Below are 19105 nucleotides of genomic sequence, written 5' to 3' on the forward strand. Positions count from 1 at the left end.
ATGGTCATCAAGGCCGCTGTAGTGTTGGCCGGTCGTCCACGGAAAGGGGCTGGGGCAATGCAGCAGGAATTGGCCACGCGATACCCGTTGGTGCTGGTGCCGGGCATGCTCGGTTTTGTCCGGGTAGTGCTCTACCCCTACTGGTTCGGCATCGTGCCGGCCCTGCGCCAGGGCGGGGCGCAGGTGTTCCCGGTGCAGGTTTCGCCACTGCATTCCAGCGAGGTGCGCGGCGAGCAGTTGCTGGCCATCATCGAAGACATCTGCCTGCGCACCGGAGCGGAAAAGGTCAACCTCATCGGCCACAGCCAGGGTGCCCTGAGCGCGCGCTACGCGGCTGCCAGGCGGCCCGGGCGGGTGGCTTCGGTCACTTCGGTGGCGGGGCCCAACCATGGCTCGGAACTGGCCGACTACCTGGAGCGTACGGCACCGGGCGATTCCCCGCAGGGGCGCATCCTGAAGGCTGTGCTGCATGGCTTGGCCGTGCTGCTGGTGTGGCTGGAAACCGGCTGGCGCCGCGACCCGCTGCCGGTGGATGTACACGCCTCGCACCAGTCGTTGACCAGCGCCGGGGTGGCGCTGTTCAACCAGGCTTATCCACAGGGGTTGCCAGACACCTGGGGTGGGGAAGGGGCCTATGAGGTCGATGGCGTGCGTTATTACTCCTGGTCCGGCACCTTGCAGCCCGGCCTGACCGACCAGCGGCGCAACCGTTTCGACGGCAGCAGCCACTTCTGCCGCCTGTTCGCGCGCAGCTTTGTCAAGGAAAAGGGCTATTGCGACGGAATGGTCGGGCGCTTCAGTTCGCACCTGGGGCAGGTGATCGGCGACGATTACCCGCTCGACCACCTGGATATCGTCAACCAGTCGCTTGGTGCGGTGGGCAAGGGTGCCGAACCGGTGCGGCTGTTCACCGAACATGCCGCCCGGCTCAAGGCGGCAGGGCTCTAGCGACGGATCGGTGTGGTCCAGCGCTCGGCCAGCACCACGCCCGCCAGGGTCAGCAGGCCGCCGACCAAGTGATAGCGGGCCAGCTGCTCGTCGAGCACCACGGCGGCGATCAGTGCCGTGACCAGCGGCAGCAGGTTGAAGAACAGCGTGGTGCGGCTGGGCCCCAGGCGGTGCACGGCCTGCATCCACACCAGGGGCGCGATCATCGAGGCCAGCACGCAGGCGTACAGCACCAGGCCGACGTTGCGGCTGTTCAGGCCAGTCTTGTCCGACAGCAGGAACAGCGGCAGCAACACGACGATGGCTACCAGCACCTGCAGGTACAGCAGCTGCATCGGCGGCAGGCGCAGCTGCCATTTCTTCAGCAGGAAGCTGTATAGCGCATAGGCCAGTGTAGCCACGAGCATCAGCAGGTCGCCGCTGTTCAGGCCTTGTTGCAGCAGGCTGGCGGGGTGGCCGGCGCTGACCACTTCAAGCACGCCGAAAAATGACACCAGCGCGCCCAGCAGGGCACCGTAGCTCAGGCGCTGGCCCAGCCAGGCGATGGACAATGCCAGTGACATCAGTGGCATCAGCGAAAGGATGATGCCCATGTTGGTGGCGCTGGTGATGCCGGCGGCAAAGTAGGCCAGGCTCTGGTACAGCGCCATGCCCAGCACGCCCAGCACGAAAACCTTGCCCAGGTGCGGGCGAATGGCCGCGCGATTGCGCCACACGGCGGGCAGCAGGAACGGGGTGAACAACAGCGCGGCCAGCAGCCAGCGGTAGAAGCCGATCTCGGCGGGGTGGATGGCGCCGGCGGACATCTTGGTGACCACGGTGTTGCCGGCCCATATCAGGATGGCGGTCAGGGGGAAGAGGTAGTTCATGTAGCAGGTTACTCGTTTTGGACTGATTGGGGCTGCTTTGCAGCCCATCGCGACATACAGGTATCGCACAGGCCCGGAAGGCAACGCGGGTCCCTGTAGGAGCGGCCTTGTGTCGCGATGGCCTGCGCAGCAGGCCCCGATGGCAGCCATTATCAACTGTCTGTCCACAAGCCTATACTCCTATCCAGACAACCCACCCCGCAAAGCAGACAGCATGCCGCGCAAATACCTCGATATTCCCCAGTTCACCCGGCTCCCGGCCCCGGTGTACTTCCGCCACGACGAGTTCGGTGCCGACACCCGCAGCGCCCTGCATCGCCACGCCTGGGGCCAGCTCAACTACACCGCCCACGGCGTGATGCACCTGGAGGTAGCTGGCCAGCACTTCCTGTCGCCGCCGCAATACGCCGTGTGGGTGCCGCCCGACACCGAGCATGGTTGCTACAACCCGCAGGCCATCGTCTACCGTTCGGTCTACCTGGACCGCAGCCTGTGCGCCGCACTGCCGCAGCAACCGTGCAGCCTGATGATCAGCGACATCCTCAAGGCCATCCTCGCCGACTTCGCCCGGCGCGACCTGCGGGTGGCCGAGGGCGAGCGCGACCAGCGCCTGGTGCAAGTGCTGCTCGACCAGTTGCTGCTGGCGCCCACCCAGGCCTGCTACCTGCCGTTTGCCCACAGCGAAGGCTTGCGCCAGGTGCTCGATGCCCTCGGTGCCGAGCCGGGCGACAACCGCCCGCTGGCCGACTGGGCCGCCAAGGTGCATGTCAGCGAACGTACCCTGGCCCGCCAGTTCCTGCGTGAACTGGGCATCAGTTTTGGCGAATGGCGCCTGCGCCTGCGCTTTCTGCGCGCCATCGAAGCGCTGGAGGCCGGCCAGCCGATCCAGGCCATCGCCTTCGACCTGGGTTACAGCAGCGCCTCTGCGTTCATCGCCATGTTCCAGCGCCAGGCCCAGTGCACGCCCGAGCAATACCGCCGCCAGGCACGGGCAGGGCGTTGAAATTCTTGGCTACACTCAGCTCGACCCCCGTGCATCGGGCGCGGAGCCAAGGAGACTACTCCATGAAAGTGCTGCAAATCCCCTTACTGGTGTTGGCGGTGTTGTTCAGCGCCCAAGGCTTCGCCGCCAATACCGCGCAGCAGGAAAAGATGAAAACCTGCAACGCCGACGCCACCGCCAAAGCCCTCAAGGGCGATGAGCGCAAAGCCTTCATGAGCACCTGCCTGAAGAAGGAAGTGCCGCAAACCCAGCAAGAAAAGATGAAAACCTGCAACGCCGACGCCACCACCAAGGCCCTGAAGGGTGACGAGCGCAAAGCGTTCATGAGCGACTGCCTGAAGAAGAAATGACCTGCGCCTATGCCTGCAGACGTAAGGCTGGCAGACTGCGGGTCTTTCCCGTTGTCTGCCGTTGAGGCTGTATGACCTTCACCCCCCGCCAGGTCACCCTGGCCAGCTGGATCATCGTGTTTGCCGGCCTGTTGCTGGCGTTGCCCCTGAAATTGCTGCCAAGCCTGCTGGCCGGCCTGCTGGTGTTCGAGCTGGTCAACATGCTCACGCCGCGGCTGCAGCCGCTGCTCGCCGGGCAGCGCGCCCGCTGGCTGGCTGTGGCGCTACTTGGCACGCTGGTGGTCAGCACCCTGACCCTGCTGTTTGCCGGTGCCTTCAGCTTTTTGCTGCACGAGGCGGAAAACCCCGGGGCCTCGCTGGACAAGTTCATGGCCCTGGTGGAGCGCGCCCGTAGCCAGCTGCCGCCGTTCATCGAAGGCTACCTGCCGGCCAGTGCGGCGGAGTTCAAGGTGGCCATCGGTGACTGGATCAAGAGCCACCTGAGCGACCTGCAGCTGGTGGGCAAGGGTATGGCGCACATGTTCGTCACCTTGTTGATCGGCATGATCCTCGGTGCCATAGTCGCCTTGCAGCGCATCCCCGACATATCCCGGCGCAAGCCGCTGGCAGCGGCGCTGTTCGAGCGCCTGAGCCTGCTGGTGAAGGCGTTTCGCAACATCGTCTTCGCGCAGATCAAGATTTCGCTGCTCAACACTACGTTCACGGGCATCTTCCTGGCCGTGGTGCTGCCGATGTTCGACGTGCACCTGCCGCTGACCAAGACGCTGATCGTGCTGACCTTCCTGCTGGGCCTGCTGCCGGTGATCGGCAACCTGATGTCGAATACCCTGATCACTATCGTCGGCCTGTCGCTGTCGATCTGGGTGGCGGCGGCGGCGCTGGGTTACCTGATCGTCATCCACAAGGTCGAGTACTTCCTCAACGCGCGGATCGTGGGCGGGCAGATCAGTGCCAAGTCTTGGGAACTGCTGCTGGCGATGCTGGTGTTCGAGGCGGCATTCGGGCTGCCGGGGGTGGTGGCGGGGCCGATCTACTATGCCTACCTGAAGAGTGAGCTGAAGCGGGCCGAACTGGTCTGATCTTCACCAGCCTGTACCGGCCTCTTCGCGGGCTTGCCCGCTCCCACAGGTACTGCACAGGCCTTGGGTACTGTGCGGTCCCTGTGGGAGCGGGCAAGCCCGCGAAGAGGCCGGCACAGGCTGAAGAGCCTGGCTCAGGCTACGCCGTAGCGCTTGCGCGCCTCGATGGCCAACCCGCTACCAATGCTGCCAAAGATGTTGCCTTCCACATGCCGCGCATTCGGCAGCATCGCCGACACGCTGTTGCGCAGCGCCGGAATCCCGCTGGAACCGCCGGTGAAGAACACCGTATCGACCTGGGTCTCGCTCACTCCAGCCTTGGCCAGCAGTTCGCTCACGCTACCACGCACCCGCTCCAGCAACCCTTCGATAGCCCCCTCGAACAGCGCTCGGGACAGGTCCACGCCCAGATCGCGCTCGATGCGGCCTAGGTCGACGTGGCGGCTCTGCTGCTCGGTCAGCTCGATCTTGCTGGCCTCCACTTCCATCGCCAGCCAGTGCCCGGCACGCTCTTCGATCAGCTTGAACAGGCGGTCGATGCCCAGCGTGTCCTCGATGTCATAGCGCATGCTGCCCAGCGCCAGCTGCGACTTCTGCGAGTACAGGGCGTTGATGGTGTGCCAGGTGGCGAGGTTGAGGTGATAGCTGGTCGGCATCAGCGCGCCGCTCTTCATGCGGCTGCCGTAGCCGAACAGCGGCATCACGCCCTGCAGGCTCAGCTGCTTGTCGAAGTCGGTACCGCCAATGTGCACACCGCCGGTGGCGAGGATGTCGCTCTGGCGCTCGGCCACCAGGTGGCGCTCGGGCGACAGGCGGATCAGGGTGAAGTCCGAGGTACCACCGCCGATGTCGACGATCAGCACCAGCTCTTCGCGGCTGATGCTCGACTCGTAGTCGAAGGCCGCGGCAATCGGCTCGTACTGGAACGACACATCCTTGAAGCCGATCTTGCGCGCCACTTCGGCCAGGGTGTCCTCGGCCTCCTGGTCGGCGGCCGGGTCTTCGTCGACGAAGAACACCGGGCGGCCCAGCACCACCTGCTCGAACTCCCGCCCAGCAGCGGCCTCTGCGCGTTTTTTCAGCTCGCCGATGAACATGCCCAGCAGGTCCTTGAATGGCAGGGCACTGCCCAGCACGCTGGTGTCGTGCTTGATCAGCTTGGAGCCCAGCAGGCTTTTCAGCGAACGCATCAGGCGGCCTTCGTAGCCTTCCAGGTATTCGTGCAGTGCCAGGCGGCCATATACCGGGCGACGCTCCTCGATGTTGAAGAACACCACCGAGGGCAACGTGATCTTGCCGTCTTCCAGGGCAATCAGCGACTCGGCGCCTGGGCGGTGCCAGCCGACCGTGGAGTTGGAGGTGCCAAAGTCGATGCCCAGGGCGCGGGCCGGGGATACGTCAGACATGGGGAATGAGCTTCCGGAGGCAAAACGGCCGCGCAGTGTATGCCAGTTGGCTACAGAATCAAGACCGATCGTCTGCCATGGAGCAACCCCAAGGTGGTCTTGAAAGGCTATGCTTGACCCCTATCTTCTCTTGCAACACGCACATTCACATTGGTGATCCATAGATGGACTTCAAAGACTATTACAAGATACTCGGCGTAGAGCCCGCGGCGGACGAAAAGGCGATCAAGGCCGCGTACCGCAAGCTGGCGCGCAAGTATCACCCCGATGTCAGCAAGGAGCGCGACGCCGAGGAAAAATTCAAGGAGGCCAACGAGGCCTACGAAGTGCTGGGCGACGCGCAGAAACGTGCCGAGTACGATGAAATCCGCAAGTACGGTGGCCAGCATGGCCGGCCGTTCCAGGCGCCACCGGGCTGGGAGAATCGTGGCGGTGGTGGCGGTTTCGAAGGCGGCGATTTCTCCGACTTTTTCAGCTCGATCTTTGGTGGCCGGGGGGGCAACCCGTTCGGTGGTGCCCGGCAGCAGCAACGCAGCGCCGGCAGGCGGGGGCAGGACGTGGAGCTAGAACTGGCGGTATTCCTTGAAGAGACCCTGAGCAAGGAGTCCAAGCAGATCAGCTTCCAGGTGCCGCAGACCAATGCCATGGGCCAGCGCACCGGCTTCACTACCAAGACCCTGAACGTGAAGATCCCGGCCGGTGTGACCGACGGCGAGCGTATCCGCCTGAAGGGCCAGGGCGCGCCGGGTAGTGGTGGCGGGGCCAATGGCGACCTGTTCCTGACCATTCGCATGGCACCGCACCCGCTGTTCGATGTCGAAGGTCATGACCTGATCATCACCGTGCCGCTGGCACCGTGGGAGGCAGCACTGGGCGCCAAGGTGGCCGTGCCGACCCTGGACGGCAAGATCAACCTCACCATCCGCCCCGACAGCCAGAGCGGCCAGCGCCTGCGCGTACCGGGCAAGGGCTTGGCCAACAAGAGTGGCGAGCGTGGCAACCTTTACGCGCAACTGAAAGTGGTCATGCCACCAGCATCCGACGAGTCTGCCCGCGAACTGTGGAGCAAGCTTTCCGAGAAGGCTGCGTTCAACCCGAGGACACAATGGAGTAAGTGATCATGAGCAGCACCCTGATCGTTCAACTGGACATGCGTACCTTGTGTCAGGAGGCCGATCTCACGGCTGACTGCGTGATCGAAATCGTCGAGCACGGCATTGTCGAACCTTCCGGGCGAACGCCGGAGGACTGGTTGTTCGACGATCAGGCGCCGTTGCTGGCCAAACGCGCGGCGAAGCTGCATCAGGAGCTGGAACTGGAGTGGGAAGGGGTGGCGCTTGCGCTGGAACTGCTGCAGGAAGTGCGGCAGCTGCGCAGCGAGAACAGCATGCTGAGGCAGCGGTTGGGCAGGTTTACCCAGATGTAGGCCGTTGCGGCTAACCCCTGTAGGAGCGGCCTTGTGTCGCGATGGGCTGCGCAGCAGCCCCGGCAATCTTGAGATGAAGCAAAGATCTGGGGCCGCTTCGCAGCCCATCGCGACACAAGGCCGCTCCTACAGGGATCGTGTGAGGCCTGGTTTCTCAACTGGGTTCTGCCCCCGGGTTCAGCACCAGCTGCATGAAGGTCAAGTCCAGCCACCGGCCAAACTTCACCCCCACCTGCGGCATCTGCCCGGTCACCACGAAGCCCAGCCGCTCGTGCAGGCGCACCGACGCTGCATTGCCGCTCTCGATGGCCGCCACCATCACATGCTTGCCACACTCGCGCGCACGCTCGACCAGCGCTGCCATCAGCACTGGCCCCAATCCCTTGCCGCGCTGATCGCCACGGATATACACCGAGTGTTCCACGGTGTTGCGAAAGCCCTCGAACGGCCGCCAGTCGCCAAACGACGCATAGCCCAGCACACCGCTCCCGTCCACCGCCACCAGGATCGGGTAGCCCTGCTGCGCCCGTGCGGCGAACCAGGCCAGGCGGTTGGCCAAATCCACCGGGGTTTCGTTCCAGATCGCCGTGGTGTTGCGCACCGCGTCGTTGTAGATGTCGAGGATGCCTGGCACGTCGGTAGGCAGGGCGTCGCGGATTTCATGACTCATGACAGCGTCTCGCAGGGTCGTTGCTTGCAGATTAAATGGTTACCAGCCCACGCACACCCTCGGCTTGCATGTTTTCGCCACGGCCCCGCTGGATGATCTCGCCACGGGCCATCACCAGGTACTGGTCGGCCAGCTCCTCAGCGAAGTCGTAGAACTGTTCCACCAGCAGGATGGCCATGTCACCGCGCTCTGCCAAGCGACGGATGACAGCCCCAATTTCCTTGATGACCGAAGGCTGGATACCCTCGGTGGGCTCATCGAGGATCAGCAGCCGCGGGCGGCTGGCCAGGGCACGGCCGATTGCCAGCTGTTGCTGCTGGCCGCCGGACAGGTCACCGCCACGGCGTTGCTTCATTTGTTCCAGCACGGGAAACAGTTCGTAGATGAAGGGCGGTACCTCCCGAGCTTCACGGGCGGGGAAGCGCGAAAGGCCCATCAGCAGGTTTTCCTCGACGGTGAGGCGCGGGAAGATCTCGCGGCCTTGGGGCACGTAGGCGATGCCGGCGTGGACCCGTTGCTGGGGCTTGAGGCTGGTGATCGGCTTGCCTTCCCATTCGATGCTGCCGTCGCGGGCCGGGACCAGCCCCATCAGGCAGCGCAGCAGGGTGGTCTTGCCCACGCCGTTGCGGCCCAGCAGGCAGGTGACTTCGCCGACCTTGGCTTCGAAAGACAGGCCCCGGAGGATGTGGCTGCCGCCGTAATACTGGTGCAGGGTGTCGATCTTGAGCATGTGTGTATTCCTGAAATTGTTGCTGTGCCTGTGCCGGCCCTTTCGCGGGCTTGCCCGCTCCCACAGGTACTACACAGGGCTCGAAAACTGTGGGTTTCCTGTGGGAGCGGGCAAGCCCGCGAAGAGGCCGGTACAGGCTTCAAAAATTCAAATGCCGGTCACCGGCCCAAGTAGACCTCGACCACCCGCTCATCCGCCTGCACCTGCTCCAGCGACCCTTCCGCCAGCACGCTGCCTTGGTGCAGCACGGTCACATGGTCGGCAATGCTGCCGACAAACCCCATGTCGTGCTCCACCACCATCAGCGAATGCTTGCCAGCCAGCCCCTTGAACAGCTCGGCGGTGAACTCGGTCTCGGCATCGGTCATGCCCGCTACCGGTTCGTCCAGCAACAGCAGTTGCGGCTCCTGCACCAGCAGCATGCCGATCTCCAGGAACTGCTTCTGCCCATGCGACAGCAAGCCCGCCTGGCGCTGGGCCAGCGGCAGCAGGCGCAAGGTGCCCAGCACCTCCTCAATGCGTTGGCGCTGCTCCCCACCCAAGCGCGCTGCCAGGCTGGCCCATACCGACTTGTCGGTCTTCAGCGCCAGCTCCAGGTTTTCGAACACCGTCAGCGCCTCGAACACCGTGGGCTTCTGGAACTTGCGGCCTATGCCGGCCTGGGCGATCTGGTATTCGCTCATGCGGGTCAGGTCGAGGGTGTCGCCAAAATAGGCCGTACCGCTGTCAGGCCTGGTCTTGCCAGTGATCACATCCATCATCGTGGTCTTGCCGGCACCGTTGGGGCCGATGATGCAACGCAGCTCGCCCACGCCGATGTACAGGTTCAGCGCGTTCAGCGCCTTGAAGCCATCGAAGCTGACGCTGATGTCTTCCAGGCTCAGCACCGTGCCGTGGCGGGTGTCGAGGCCGGTCTTGCGGCTTTGGCCCAGGCCGATGGCGTCGCGGCTGGCGCCGAGGTTGTCGAACACCGGTTCGAGCATGAATTCCGGGTGTACCGGGGGCACGCCTCTCATGGCTGGCTCCTTTTCTTCAACAGGCCGACCACGCCCTTGGGCAGGTACAGGGTGACGAGGATGAACAACGCGCCGAGGAAGAACAGCCAGAACTCCGGGAAGGCCACGGTGAACCAGCTTTTCATGCCATTGACCAGACCGGCGCCGAGCAGCGGGCCGATCAAGGTGCCGCGCCCGCCCAGGGCCACCCACACGGCGGCTTCGATGGAGTTGGTCGGCGACATCTCGCTGGGGTTGATGATGCCCACCTGCGGTACGTACAGCGCACCGGCCAGGCCGCACAGTACGGCGCTGAGCACCCACACCAGCAACTTGAAACCACGTGGGTCGTAGCCGCAGAACATCAGGCGGTTTTCGGCGTCGCGCACGGCGGTGAGCAGGCGGCCGAACTTGCTGCGGGTCAGGCCCCAGCACAGGTACAGGCTGGCCAGCAGCAGGCCGACGGTGAGCAGGAACAGCACTGCACGGGTGCCTTGGGCGGCAATGTCGAAGCCAAGGATGGTGCGGAAGCTGGTAAAACCGTTGTTGCCGCCAAAGCCGGTTTCGTTGCGGAAGAACAGCAACATGCCGGCGAAGGTCAGCGCCTGGGTCATGATCGAGAAGTACACGCCCTTGATTCGCGAGCGGAAGGCGAACCAGCCGAACACCAGCGCCAGCAGCCCGGGCGCCAGCACCACCAGGCACAGGGCCCAGGCGAAATGCTGGGTGCCAGCCCAGTACCACGGCAGCTCGCTCCACGACAGGAAGGTCATGAACCCTGGCAGGCCGTCACCGGCGGCCTGGCGCATCAGGTACATGCCCATGGCGTAGCCACCGAGGGCGAAGAACAGCCCGTGGCCCAGTGACAGCAGCCCGGCGTAGCCCCAGACCAGGTCCAGGGCCAGCGCGACGATGGCGTAGCAGAGGATCTTGCCGACCAGGGTCAGGGTGTAGGCCGACACTTGCAGGGCATGGTCCGCCGGCAGCAGCGACAGCAGCGGCAGGGCCACAAGCAACAGGACGACGACGGCGGCGATGGCCAGGGTCAGGCGTGGCCCGGCCTTTTGCGTAGCGGTGACAAGCAGTGGCTGGTTCATCAGTCGATTACCCGTCCCTTGAGGGCGAACAGGCCTTGCGGGCGCTTCTGGATGAACAGAATGATCAACGCAAGGATGAGGATCTTGCCGAGCACGGCGCCGATCTGCGGCTCCAGCAGCTTGTTGGCGATGCCAAGGCCGAAGGCTGCCCACAGGCTGCCGGCCAACTGGCCGACGCCGCCGAGCACCACCACCAGGAACGAGTCGATGATGTAGCTCTGGCCCAGGTCCGGGCCGACGTTGCCGACCTGGCTCAGGGCCACGCCACCAAGCCCGGCGATGCCCGAGCCGAGGCCGAAGGCGAGCATGTCGACGCGCCCGGTGGACACGCCGCAGCAGGCGGCCATGTTGCGGTTCTGGGTGACCGCGCGCACGTTCAGGCCCAGCCGCGTGCGGTTGAGCAGCAGCCAGGTGAGCAGTACCACGGCCAGGGCGAAGCCGATGATCACCAGGCGGTTGTATGGCAGTACCAGATTGGGCAGCAGCTGGATGCCACCCGACAGCCAGGCCGGGTTGCTGACTTCGACGTTCTGCGCGCCGAACAGCAGGCGGATGGCCTGGATCAGGATCAGGCTGATTCCCCAGGTCGCCAGCAGGGTTTCCAGAGGGCGGCCATACAGGTGGCGGATTACCGTGCGCTCCAGCGCCATGCCGACGCCGGCACTGACGGTGAAGGCCACCGGCAGGGCGATCAGTGGGTAGAACTCGATGGCGCCAGGGGCGTAGCGTTGCAGCAGTACCTGGACCATGTAGGTGCTGTAGGCGCCGAGCATCAGCATTTCGCCGTGGGCCATGTTGATCACCCCGAGCAGGCCGAAGGTGATGGCCAGGCCAAGGGCTGCCAGCAGCAGGATCGAGCCCAGCGACAGGCCGCTGAAGGCCTGGCCGAGCAGTTCGCCGGCCAGCAGCTTGCGCTGCACCTGGGCCAGGCTGGTTTCGGCGGCGGTGCGCACGCCCGGGTCGGTTTCCGCGTTGGGTTGCAGCAAGGCTTCGAGGCGGGTGCGGGCCAGCGGGTCACCGGTTTCGCCGAGCAGGCGAACGGCGGCCAGGCGTACTGCCGGTTCGCTGGCGCCCAGCTGCAGGTTGGCCAGGGCCAGGCCGAGGGCGGCATGCACGGCGGCATCCGGTTCGCTGGCGAAGCGCCGGTCGAGGAAGGCCATTTGCGCCGGTTGCGCGCTTTTCTGTAGTTGTTGGGCAGCGGCCAGGCGGATGTCGCTGTTGTCGCTGAGCAACTGGTGGCTGGCCAAGGCATTGTCGATCAGGCCACGCAGGCGGTTGTTCAGGCGCACCTTGCGCGTGTCGTCGGCGGCGATGCGGCCTTGGCGCAGGTTGTCCAACAGGGCCAGGCGTGCGGTATCGGGTTGTGCGGCCCAGCCTTCGAGCAGGCGGGCTTGCTCGGCGGGCTTGGCAGCGAGAAAGAATTCGCCCTCGCTGGCCTGGGTTGCCAAGGGCATCAGCAGGAGCAGGGTGAGCAGCAGTCTGAGCATGCGGGTAATCCTGGAAATCGGCGGTGGATTCTTCGCGGGCATGCCCGCTCCCACAGGTACGGTGCACAGTTTGAAAATTGTGCGGTCCCTGTGGGAGCGGGCGTGCCCGCGAATGGGCTGCAAAGCAGCCCCAGTGCACTCAGTTACCTTTCACGGCGTAATCAGGGCGCTTGTCGTTGCCGGGAATGAACGGGCTCCATGGCTGCGCCCGCAGCGGTTGCTCGGTTTCCCACACCACGCTGAACTGCCCGTCATCCTGGATCTCGCCGATCATCACCGGCTTGTGCAGGTGGTGGTTGGTCTTGTCCATGGTCAGGGTGAAACCGGACGGCGCCTCGAAGCTTTGCCCGGCCAGTGCCTCGCGCACCTTGTCGACATCGGTGGACTTGGCTTTCTCCACCGCCTGCGCCCACATGTGGATGCCCACGTAGGTGGCCTCCATCGGGTCGTTGGTCACCGCCTTGTCGGCGCCTGGCAGGCCCTTGGCCTTGGCGTAGGCTTTCCAGTCGGCGACGAACTTCTGGTTGACCGGGTTATCCACAGACTCGAAGTAGTTCCACGCCGCCAGATGGCCCACCAGAGGCTTGGTGTCGATGCCGCGCAGTTCTTCCTCGCCCACCGAGAAGGCCACCACTGGCACATCGGTGGCCTTCAGGCCCTGGTTGGCCAGCTCCTTGTAGAACGGCACATTGGAATCGCCGTTGACGGTGGAAATGACGGCTGTCTTGCCGCCAGCAGAGAACTTCTTGATGTTGGCGACGATGGTCTGGTAATCGCTGTGGCCGAACGGGGTGTACACCTCTTCGATGTCCTTGTCGGCCACGCCCTTGCTGTGCAGGAAGGCACGCAGGATCTTGTTGGTGGTGCGCGGGTAGACGTAGTCGGTGCCCAGCAGGAAGAAGCGCTTGGCGCTGCCGCCGTCCTCGCTCATCAGGTACTCAACGGCCGGGATGGCCTGCTGGTTGGGCGCGGCGCCGGTGTAGAACACGTTCGGCGACATCTCTTCACCCTCGTACTGCACCGGGTAGAACAGCAGGCCGTTGAGCTCTTCGAACACTGGCAGCACCGATTTGCGCGACACCGAGGTCCAGCAACCGAACACCACTGCCACCTTGTCCTGGGTTAGCAGCTGGCGGCTCTTTTCGGCGAACAGCGGCCAGTTGGAGGCCGGATCGACCACCACCGGCTCGAGCAGCTTGCCGTTCACGCCGCCCTTTGCGTTGATCTGCTCGATGGTCATCAGCGCCATGTCCTTGAGCGAAGTCTCGGAAATGGCCATGGTCCCCGAAAGCGAATGCAGGATACCGACCTTGATGGTTTCGGCGGCCTGGATGCTCCAGCTCAGGCCCATTGCGGCGATCGATGCGCTAAGGGTGAAGGCCTTGATCAGACTGCGTCGCTTCATGTGCTCTCTCCGCTGAGTTTTTATGTGTTGGGCAAGCGGGGAGGGGTGTTGCAAGGGGTGTGCCTAACGGCGGAAGGTGCGCAATAGAGGGGTTGTGCGAGGTGTTGGGGCGTTGGCTGGATCCAGGTTGGTGCCTGATGGATTTATGTGCACAGGATTGGGGCCGTTGCGCGGCCCATCGCCGGCAAGCCAGCTCCCACCTAGACCGCATCGGCCTCGAGCCATGCGCTGTCCCTGTGGGAGATTGCCCAGCCCTTTGGGCTGCGCTGTCGCGCAGAGAACCAATATCGCTCGTCTGACGCGTCCTTTGTAGGAGCAGCCTTGTGCTGCGAAGAGGCCGGTAAAGCCAATAGACAGGCTTTGTCAGCCCCGGCCTCTTCGCAGCACAAGGCTGCTCCTACAGGACTTCGCCGAACCAATGAGTCATGTGTTGTTCTATGAGAGCTGGCTTGCCGGCGAAAGGGCTGCAGAGCAGCCCCCAGGGGCATCAGCCGTTACGCACAGCCGTGCGCGGATGACGCTTGCTGCGCACCCCCTGATAGGTCACCGCCAGCAGCACAAACCAGATCGGCGTCACCAGCAATGCCGCGCGGGTATCGTCTTCCAGGCTCAGCAACACCAGGATGAAGGCAAAGAACACCAGGCACACGTAGCACATGAAACGCCCGCCGGGCATCTTGTACTTCGACGCATGGTGCAGTGCCGCGCGGTGCTTGCGGTACTGCAGGTACGACAGCAGGATCAGCGTCCAGACGAACATGAACAGCACCGCCGAAACGGTGGTGACCAAGGTGAATGCCTCGATCACGTTCGGCACCAAATAGATCAGCACTGCACCCAGCAGCAGGCAGGTGCAGGAGAAATACAGGCCGTTGGCAGGTACCGAGCGGCTCGACAGTTTTTCGAAGGCCTTGGGCGCGTCACCTTCCTGGGACAGGCCGTAGAGCATGCGGCTGGTGGAGAACACGCCGCTGTTGGCCGACGAAGCCGCCGAGGTCAGCACCACGAAGTTGATGATGCTCGCCGCCGCCGGCAGGCCGGCCAGCACGAACAACTCCACGAACGGGCTCTTGCCTGGCACCACGTCGCGCCATGGGGTCACGGCCATGATCGCGATCAGCGCCAGCACATAGAACACGATGATGCGTACCGGGATCGAGTTGATCGCCCGCGGCAGGGTGCGCTCCGGGTTCTTCGCTTCGGCGGCGGTTGTACCCACCAACTCGATGCCGACGAAAGCGAACACGGCGATCTGGAAGCCGGCGAAGAAGCCCATCAGGCCATTGGGGAACATGCCGCCGTCATTCCACAGGTTGGCCAGTTGTGCGGTGCGCCCGCTGGGCGAGGTGAAGCCGGTGATGACCATGTACAGGCCGGTGGCGACCAGGCCGATGATGGCGACGATCTTGATCAGGGCGAACCAGAACTCCATTTCACCGAACATCTTCACCGTCACCAGGTTCAGCGACAGCAGCAGCCCTACGCAGGTCAGCGCCGGTATCCACTGCGGCAGTTCAGGGAACCAGAACTGTGTATAGGCCGCGATCGCGACCACGTCGGCGATGCCGGTGACCACCCAGCAGAACCAGTAGGTCCAGCCGGTGAAGTAGCCTGCCCAGGGGCCGAGCAGGTCGGCGGAAAAATCGATGAACGACTTGTAGTTGAGGTTCGACAGCAGCAGTTCGCCCATGGCGCGCATGACGAAGAACAGCATGAAGCCGATGATCATGTAGACGAAGATGATCGACGGCCCGGCCAGGCTGATGGTCTTGCCCGAGCCCATGAACAGGCCGGTACCGATCGCTCCACCGATGGCGATCAGCTGGATGTGGCGGTTGGTCAGGTTGCGTTGCAGATGCTGTTCATCTGGCGCTGTGGGTGAGGTTTGCGTCATAGGCTGCATTCCGTTGGACGGTCGGTCGTCTTGTCAGAGGTAGCCGGCTAGGCTAACACGCGCGTTCCAGTTCGGGGCGCGACAGATCGACTCGACTTTTGGGTAGCAGAGTTGTGCCTGTGCCGGCCTCTTCGCGGGCTTGCCCGCTCCCACAGGGACCGCGCTGCCCTCAGGCTTGGCGCAGAAACTGTAGGAGCGGGTTTACCCGCGAAAGGGCCGGCACAAACGAAGCAAGGCTCAAGCGCTGGCCAGCACCCGGCCGCGCCTCACCACCAAGCTATCCACCATCCACATCACCACCATCGACACCCCCACCAGCGGGAACATCAACCCCAGCACCAGCATCACCCCCACCGCTACTTTCCAGCGCGGCAAGTCATGGCGCAGCGGCGGCACACCCAGCCCGCCGGCCGGCCTGCGCTTCCACCACATCACCAGCCCGCTCACCGAGCCCAGCAAGATCATCAGGCACACCAGCAGGATGATGATCTGGTTGAACGCCCCGAACATCTTGCCTTCATGCAGCATCACACCCAGCTCGGTGGCACGGGCGACCGGGCTGTAGTCCTGCCAGCGCACATCGGCCAGCACCTTGCCGGTGTACTGGTCGACATGCAGGGTGGCGTCGTTGCGCGGGTCGTCGGCGAACACAGCAATGGTGAACACGCCATCGGCCGTGGTCGGCGCGGTAATGCTGTAACCCGGTTCGACCTGGCGCGCGGTAGCGATGTCTTCGACCTGCTGCAGGCTTATCTGTGGCGCTGCCGGCGCGCTCGACATCATGTGATGCCCGGCATGTTCGGCGTGTGCACCGGACTGCGGCATCGGCGTGTTTTCCATCGCCCACGGCACGGTCTGGCGGTGCGCGCTGTTGAGTTCACCCGCCTGTTGGTCCGACTTGGGCACGTCGTTCCACATGGCCGCCGGAAAGCGGTTCCACAAGTCGGCGTACTGCTTGCCCCACAGGCCGGTCCAGGTCATGCCGCTGACCAGCATCAGCAGCAACAAGGCTGAGCCCCAGAAACCGGTCACCGCATGCAGGTCGCGCCAGAACAGTCGGCCGCGTGCCGAGAGCCGTGGCCACAGCACGCCAGCGCCATTGCGCCCGCGTGGCCACCACAAGTACAGGCCCGACACCACCAGCACGATGCCCCAGCCCGCGGCCAGTTCTACCAGGCGGTCACCGACCGTGCCGACCATCAGTTCGCCATGCAGGGCGCGGGCGATGGCCTGCAGGTTCTGCTTGCCATCCTGTTCGCCAAGGACTTTGCCGCTGTAGGGGTCGACGAACACGTTCAGTTCGCGCCCGGCGTCATGCACCACGAATTGTGCGCTGCGTTCGGCGTCCAGCGGCGGCAGGTACTGGCCAACGTGGCCCTCGGGGTAGGCCTTGCGCACCTCGGCCAGCATCGTGTCCGCGCCCTGTCGGTGGTGGCCGGCTTCGACCACCATCAGCTCGCGGTACAGCAGCGGGTCGAGCTGCGGCTTGAACAGGTAGATGATCCCGGTGATTGCCAGCAGGATCATGAACGGGGCCACGAACAGCCCCGCATAGAAGTGCCAACGCCAGGCCAGGTTGTAGAAGTTGATGCGTGTTCCTCTCATGGGAACCTCCTGTTTGACCAGCAGATGGGCGCGACCTGCGCCGCGCCCGTTGTTGTTGTCAGAAGCTGAAGTCGACCTTGGTCCAGAAGGTCCTGCCTGGCTCGTTGACCGGCTGTGGATCGCTAGCCGGGTAGCCGAACCCGGCGTTCCCGGCCAGGTTCAAGTGCTCGGCGTAGGTCTTGTCGAACAGGTTGTCGACCCCCGCGCTGAGCTTGAGGTGGTTGCTTACCTTGTAGGCGCCATTGATTGAGAACACGCCGAAGCCGGCGCTGTTGTCGTAGTCCTTGCCGACCACGTTGCCCTGGTTCTCGGCGATGCGGTTCTGCGCCGCCACCAGCCGCCACAGTGCGCCGACGCTCCAGACATCGCGGCTGTAGGTCAGGCCCAGGCGGCTTTCCAGAGGCGGCATTTGCGGCAGTGCTGTGCCGTCACTGCTGTTCTTGCCCCAGGCGTAGGCCAGCGTGGCGTCGGCCTTCCAGTTTTCCGTCAGCTGGTAGGCCGCGCCCAGTTCGCCGCCCATGATGCGGGCGTCGATGTTGCGAGCCTGGGAGCTCATTCCCTGGTAGTCGAACAGGATGTAGTCGCGGATCTGCCCGATGTAGCCAGATGCCCAGGCTTCCATGCGCTCGTCACGGTACTGGACACCGAAGTCGAGCTGGGTGGTCTTCTCTGGTTTGATACCGTCGAAAGCATTGGCCGCACCGGGTGGTGCCAGCTTGGGCGAGAACAGCTCCCAGTAATCGGGGAAACGCTGGGCATGACCAAGGCCGATGTACGTGGTGGCCGGGATGGCTGCCAGGTCGTGCTCGTAGCGGACGAAACCGCTGGGCAGGGTATCGGCGCGGGTGTCGCCGTTGGTGGCGCTGGTTGCGCGGAAGTCGCGGGCCGAGGCGCGGTCCAGGCGGGCACCGGTAATCATGCGGTCCTCACCGCTGACGTACCAGGTCAGCTCGCCGAAGGCACCGTAGTTGTGGAAGTCGGCGTCCTTGGTCCAGGCCTGGCCCTTGTGCGCGTCCACACCCATGCCGCCGCGTTTGCGATGTTCGTTGGTCTGCGCGTCGATGCCGCCGATCAGTTGCACATCGGCCCAGCGCCAGGTGGCCTTGATGCGTGCGCCCATGGTGCGGCGGTCGACGTTGCTGACCATCGGCATGCCCATCATGCCGCTGCCCGAAGGCGTGCGCAGGCTGTAGTTGTCCATCACGTGGTCGGCGTAGTTGTAGTAGACCTGCGCCTCGACCTTGTCGAGCACCTCGCCGAGGTTGGATTTTTCGAAACGCAGGCCCAGGCTTTCGCGTTTGAACTGCGAGCCGTCCATGCCACGCCCGGCATAGCGGGCCTCACCATCGCCCTTGCCGGCGGTGAGTTCCAGCAGGGTGTCCTGGTCGGGGGTCCAGCCGAGGGCGACATCGCCATTCCACTTGTCCCAGCGTGACGGCACGGTGTTGTCATCGCCGTCATGGTAGTCGTCCGAGCGCGACTGGTTGCCGACGAAGCGGGCGTAGGCCTGGTCGTTGCCGGCGGCGGTGTCCAGCACCTTGTCGAAGCGGCCGTTGGAGCCGGCCAGCAGGCTGGCGTTGACCCGGCTGCCGAGGGTGCCGAACTTCTCCGGCTCGCGCTCGAAGAGGATGGTGCCCGCCGAGCCGCCCGGGCCCCAGATCACGCTTTGCGGGCCTTTGATCACGGTCAGGCGGTCGTAGGTTTCCGGCGAAATGTACGACGTGGGGGCATCCATGCGGTTGGGGCAGGCGCCCAGCATCAGGCCGCCATTGGTGAGGATGTTCAGGCGCGAACCGAACATGCCGCGCAGTACCGGGTCGCCGTTGGTGCCGCCGGCGCGGATGGCCGAGAAGCCGGGGATGGTCTTCAGGTAGTCGGCGCCGTCGCTGGCCGGCACCGGCTGGCGCGGGTCTTTCGGGTTGGTGACCACGGTCAGCGGCGAGCTCGGGGCCACGGCGGTGATCACCGTCGGGCTCAGCTCGGGGGCGTCGTGTGCATGGCCTTCATGGCCTGGGTCGGCGGCCAGGGCCACGGGCGCGAGCAGCGAGCCGCACACGGCGGCGATGGTCCCACGCAGGGACAAGGCAAAAACAGGGGTGCAGCCGGACATAATGATTCCAGTCGATCAGTCATGAGTCAGC

17 protein-coding genes are annotated in these 19105 nt (G+C 64.4%); 6 read left to right on the top strand and 11 right to left on the bottom strand.

What is annotated here, in order from left to right:
• Window positions 1-57 precede the first annotated feature (57 nt).
• Window positions 58-948 (top strand): esterase/lipase family protein, encoded by an 891-nt coding sequence (locus tag IMX18_RS00315; protein ID WP_015271979.1) that lies wholly within the window; start codon window positions 58-60, stop codon window positions 946-948.
• Here the strand turns inward: IMX18_RS00315 and IMX18_RS00320 are convergent.
• The gene (locus IMX18_RS00320) at window positions 945-1817 is read right to left on the bottom strand and encodes a DMT family transporter (protein ID WP_054572742.1); all 873 of its coding nucleotides are present in this window, start codon (window positions 1815-1817) and stop codon (window positions 945-947) included. The two genes, IMX18_RS00315 and IMX18_RS00320, sit on opposite strands and share 4 nt — an antisense overlap.
• Before the next feature lie 214 nt (window positions 1818-2031).
• Between IMX18_RS00320 and IMX18_RS00325 the strand changes: the two genes are divergently transcribed.
• The 3 genes from IMX18_RS00325 to IMX18_RS00335 all read left to right on the top strand — a co-directional run bounded on the left by IMX18_RS00325 (window position 2032) and on the right by IMX18_RS00335 (window position 4249).
• A complete protein-coding gene (locus tag IMX18_RS00325; RefSeq protein ID WP_025340807.1) occupies window positions 2032-2820 on the top strand; it encodes an AraC family transcriptional regulator in 789 nt (262 codons plus the stop codon).
• A 62-nt stretch (window positions 2821-2882) separates the two neighbouring features.
• Window positions 2883-3170, top strand: a complete 288-nt coding sequence (locus tag IMX18_RS00330) for a PsiF family protein (protein ID WP_102083525.1) — start codon at window positions 2883-2885, stop codon at window positions 3168-3170.
• Window positions 3171-3241: 71 nt separating this feature from the next.
• Entirely contained in the window at window positions 3242-4249 is a 1008-nt protein-coding gene (locus tag IMX18_RS00335) for an AI-2E family transporter (RefSeq protein ID WP_015271976.1), read from the top strand.
• Between the two features lie 134 nt (window positions 4250-4383).
• On the opposite strand, the gene IMX18_RS00340 is transcribed toward IMX18_RS00335, so the two are convergent.
• Window positions 4384-5655, bottom strand: a complete 1272-nt coding sequence (locus IMX18_RS00340; RefSeq protein ID WP_013974398.1) for an Hsp70 family protein — start codon at window positions 5653-5655, stop codon at window positions 4384-4386.
• A 164-nt stretch (window positions 5656-5819) separates the two neighbouring features.
• Here IMX18_RS00340 and cbpA point away from each other — a divergent pair, with 164 nt between their 5' ends.
• On the top strand, window positions 5820-6773 hold the full coding sequence (gene cbpA / locus IMX18_RS00345) for a curved DNA-binding protein (protein ID WP_217189973.1): 954 nt from the start codon (window positions 5820-5822) through the stop codon (window positions 6771-6773).
• A 2-nt stretch (window positions 6774-6775) separates the two neighbouring features.
• Complete coding sequence (locus IMX18_RS00350) at window positions 6776-7081, top strand: chaperone modulator CbpM (protein ID WP_015271974.1); 306 nt, start codon at window positions 6776-6778, stop codon at window positions 7079-7081.
• Window positions 7082-7235: 154 nt separating this feature from the next.
• On the opposite strand, the gene IMX18_RS00355 is transcribed toward IMX18_RS00350, so the two are convergent.
• The 9 genes from IMX18_RS00355 to IMX18_RS00395 all read right to left on the bottom strand — a co-directional run bounded on the left by IMX18_RS00355 (window position 7236) and on the right by IMX18_RS00395 (window position 19074).
• A complete protein-coding gene (locus IMX18_RS00355; RefSeq protein ID WP_015271973.1) occupies window positions 7236-7751 on the bottom strand; it encodes a GNAT family N-acetyltransferase in 516 nt (171 codons plus the stop codon).
• Between the two features lie 31 nt (window positions 7752-7782).
• Window positions 7783-8481, bottom strand: a complete 699-nt coding sequence (gene urtE, locus IMX18_RS00360; protein ID WP_013974394.1) for an urea ABC transporter ATP-binding subunit UrtE — start codon at window positions 8479-8481, stop codon at window positions 7783-7785.
• Between the two features lie 158 nt (window positions 8482-8639).
• Complete coding sequence (gene urtD, locus IMX18_RS00365; protein WP_023660839.1) at window positions 8640-9497, bottom strand: urea ABC transporter ATP-binding protein UrtD; 858 nt, start codon at window positions 9495-9497, stop codon at window positions 8640-8642.
• Window positions 9494-10573 (bottom strand): urea ABC transporter permease subunit UrtC, encoded by a 1080-nt coding sequence (gene urtC, locus IMX18_RS00370; RefSeq protein WP_015271970.1) that lies wholly within the window; start codon window positions 10571-10573, stop codon window positions 9494-9496. The genes urtD and urtC overlap by 4 nt, the downstream gene beginning before the upstream one ends.
• Complete coding sequence (urtB, locus tag IMX18_RS00375; RefSeq protein WP_371857134.1) at window positions 10573-12102, bottom strand: urea ABC transporter permease subunit UrtB; 1530 nt, start codon at window positions 12100-12102, stop codon at window positions 10573-10575. Before urtB ends, urtC begins: the two co-directional genes overlap by 1 nt.
• Window positions 12103-12199: 97 nt before the next feature.
• On the bottom strand, window positions 12200-13465 hold the full coding sequence (gene urtA, locus IMX18_RS00380; protein ID WP_013974390.1) for an urea ABC transporter substrate-binding protein: 1266 nt from the start codon (window positions 13463-13465) through the stop codon (window positions 12200-12202).
• Between the two features lie 487 nt (window positions 13466-13952).
• On the bottom strand, window positions 13953-15359 hold the full coding sequence (gene cycA, locus IMX18_RS00385; RefSeq protein ID WP_015271968.1) for a D-serine/D-alanine/glycine transporter: 1407 nt from the start codon (window positions 15357-15359) through the stop codon (window positions 13953-13955).
• Window positions 15360-15596: 237 nt separating this feature from the next.
• Window positions 15597-16964 carry a PepSY-associated TM helix domain-containing protein gene (locus IMX18_RS00390; protein WP_182328901.1) on the bottom strand — a complete coding sequence of 456 codons (1368 nt, stop codon included), beginning with the start codon at window positions 16962-16964 and terminating at the stop codon, window positions 15597-15599.
• A 58-nt stretch (window positions 16965-17022) separates the two neighbouring features.
• Window positions 17023-19074 carry a TonB-dependent copper receptor gene (locus tag IMX18_RS00395; RefSeq protein ID WP_054573583.1) on the bottom strand — a complete coding sequence of 684 codons (2052 nt, stop codon included), beginning with the start codon at window positions 19072-19074 and terminating at the stop codon, window positions 17023-17025.
• Window positions 19075-19105 lie beyond the last annotated feature (31 nt).

Origin of the sequence: Pseudomonas shirazica, from assembly GCF_015168335.1 — a bacterium.
GTDB classification, from domain to species: Bacteria; Pseudomonadota; Gammaproteobacteria; order Pseudomonadales; family Pseudomonadaceae; genus Aquipseudomonas; species Aquipseudomonas asiatica.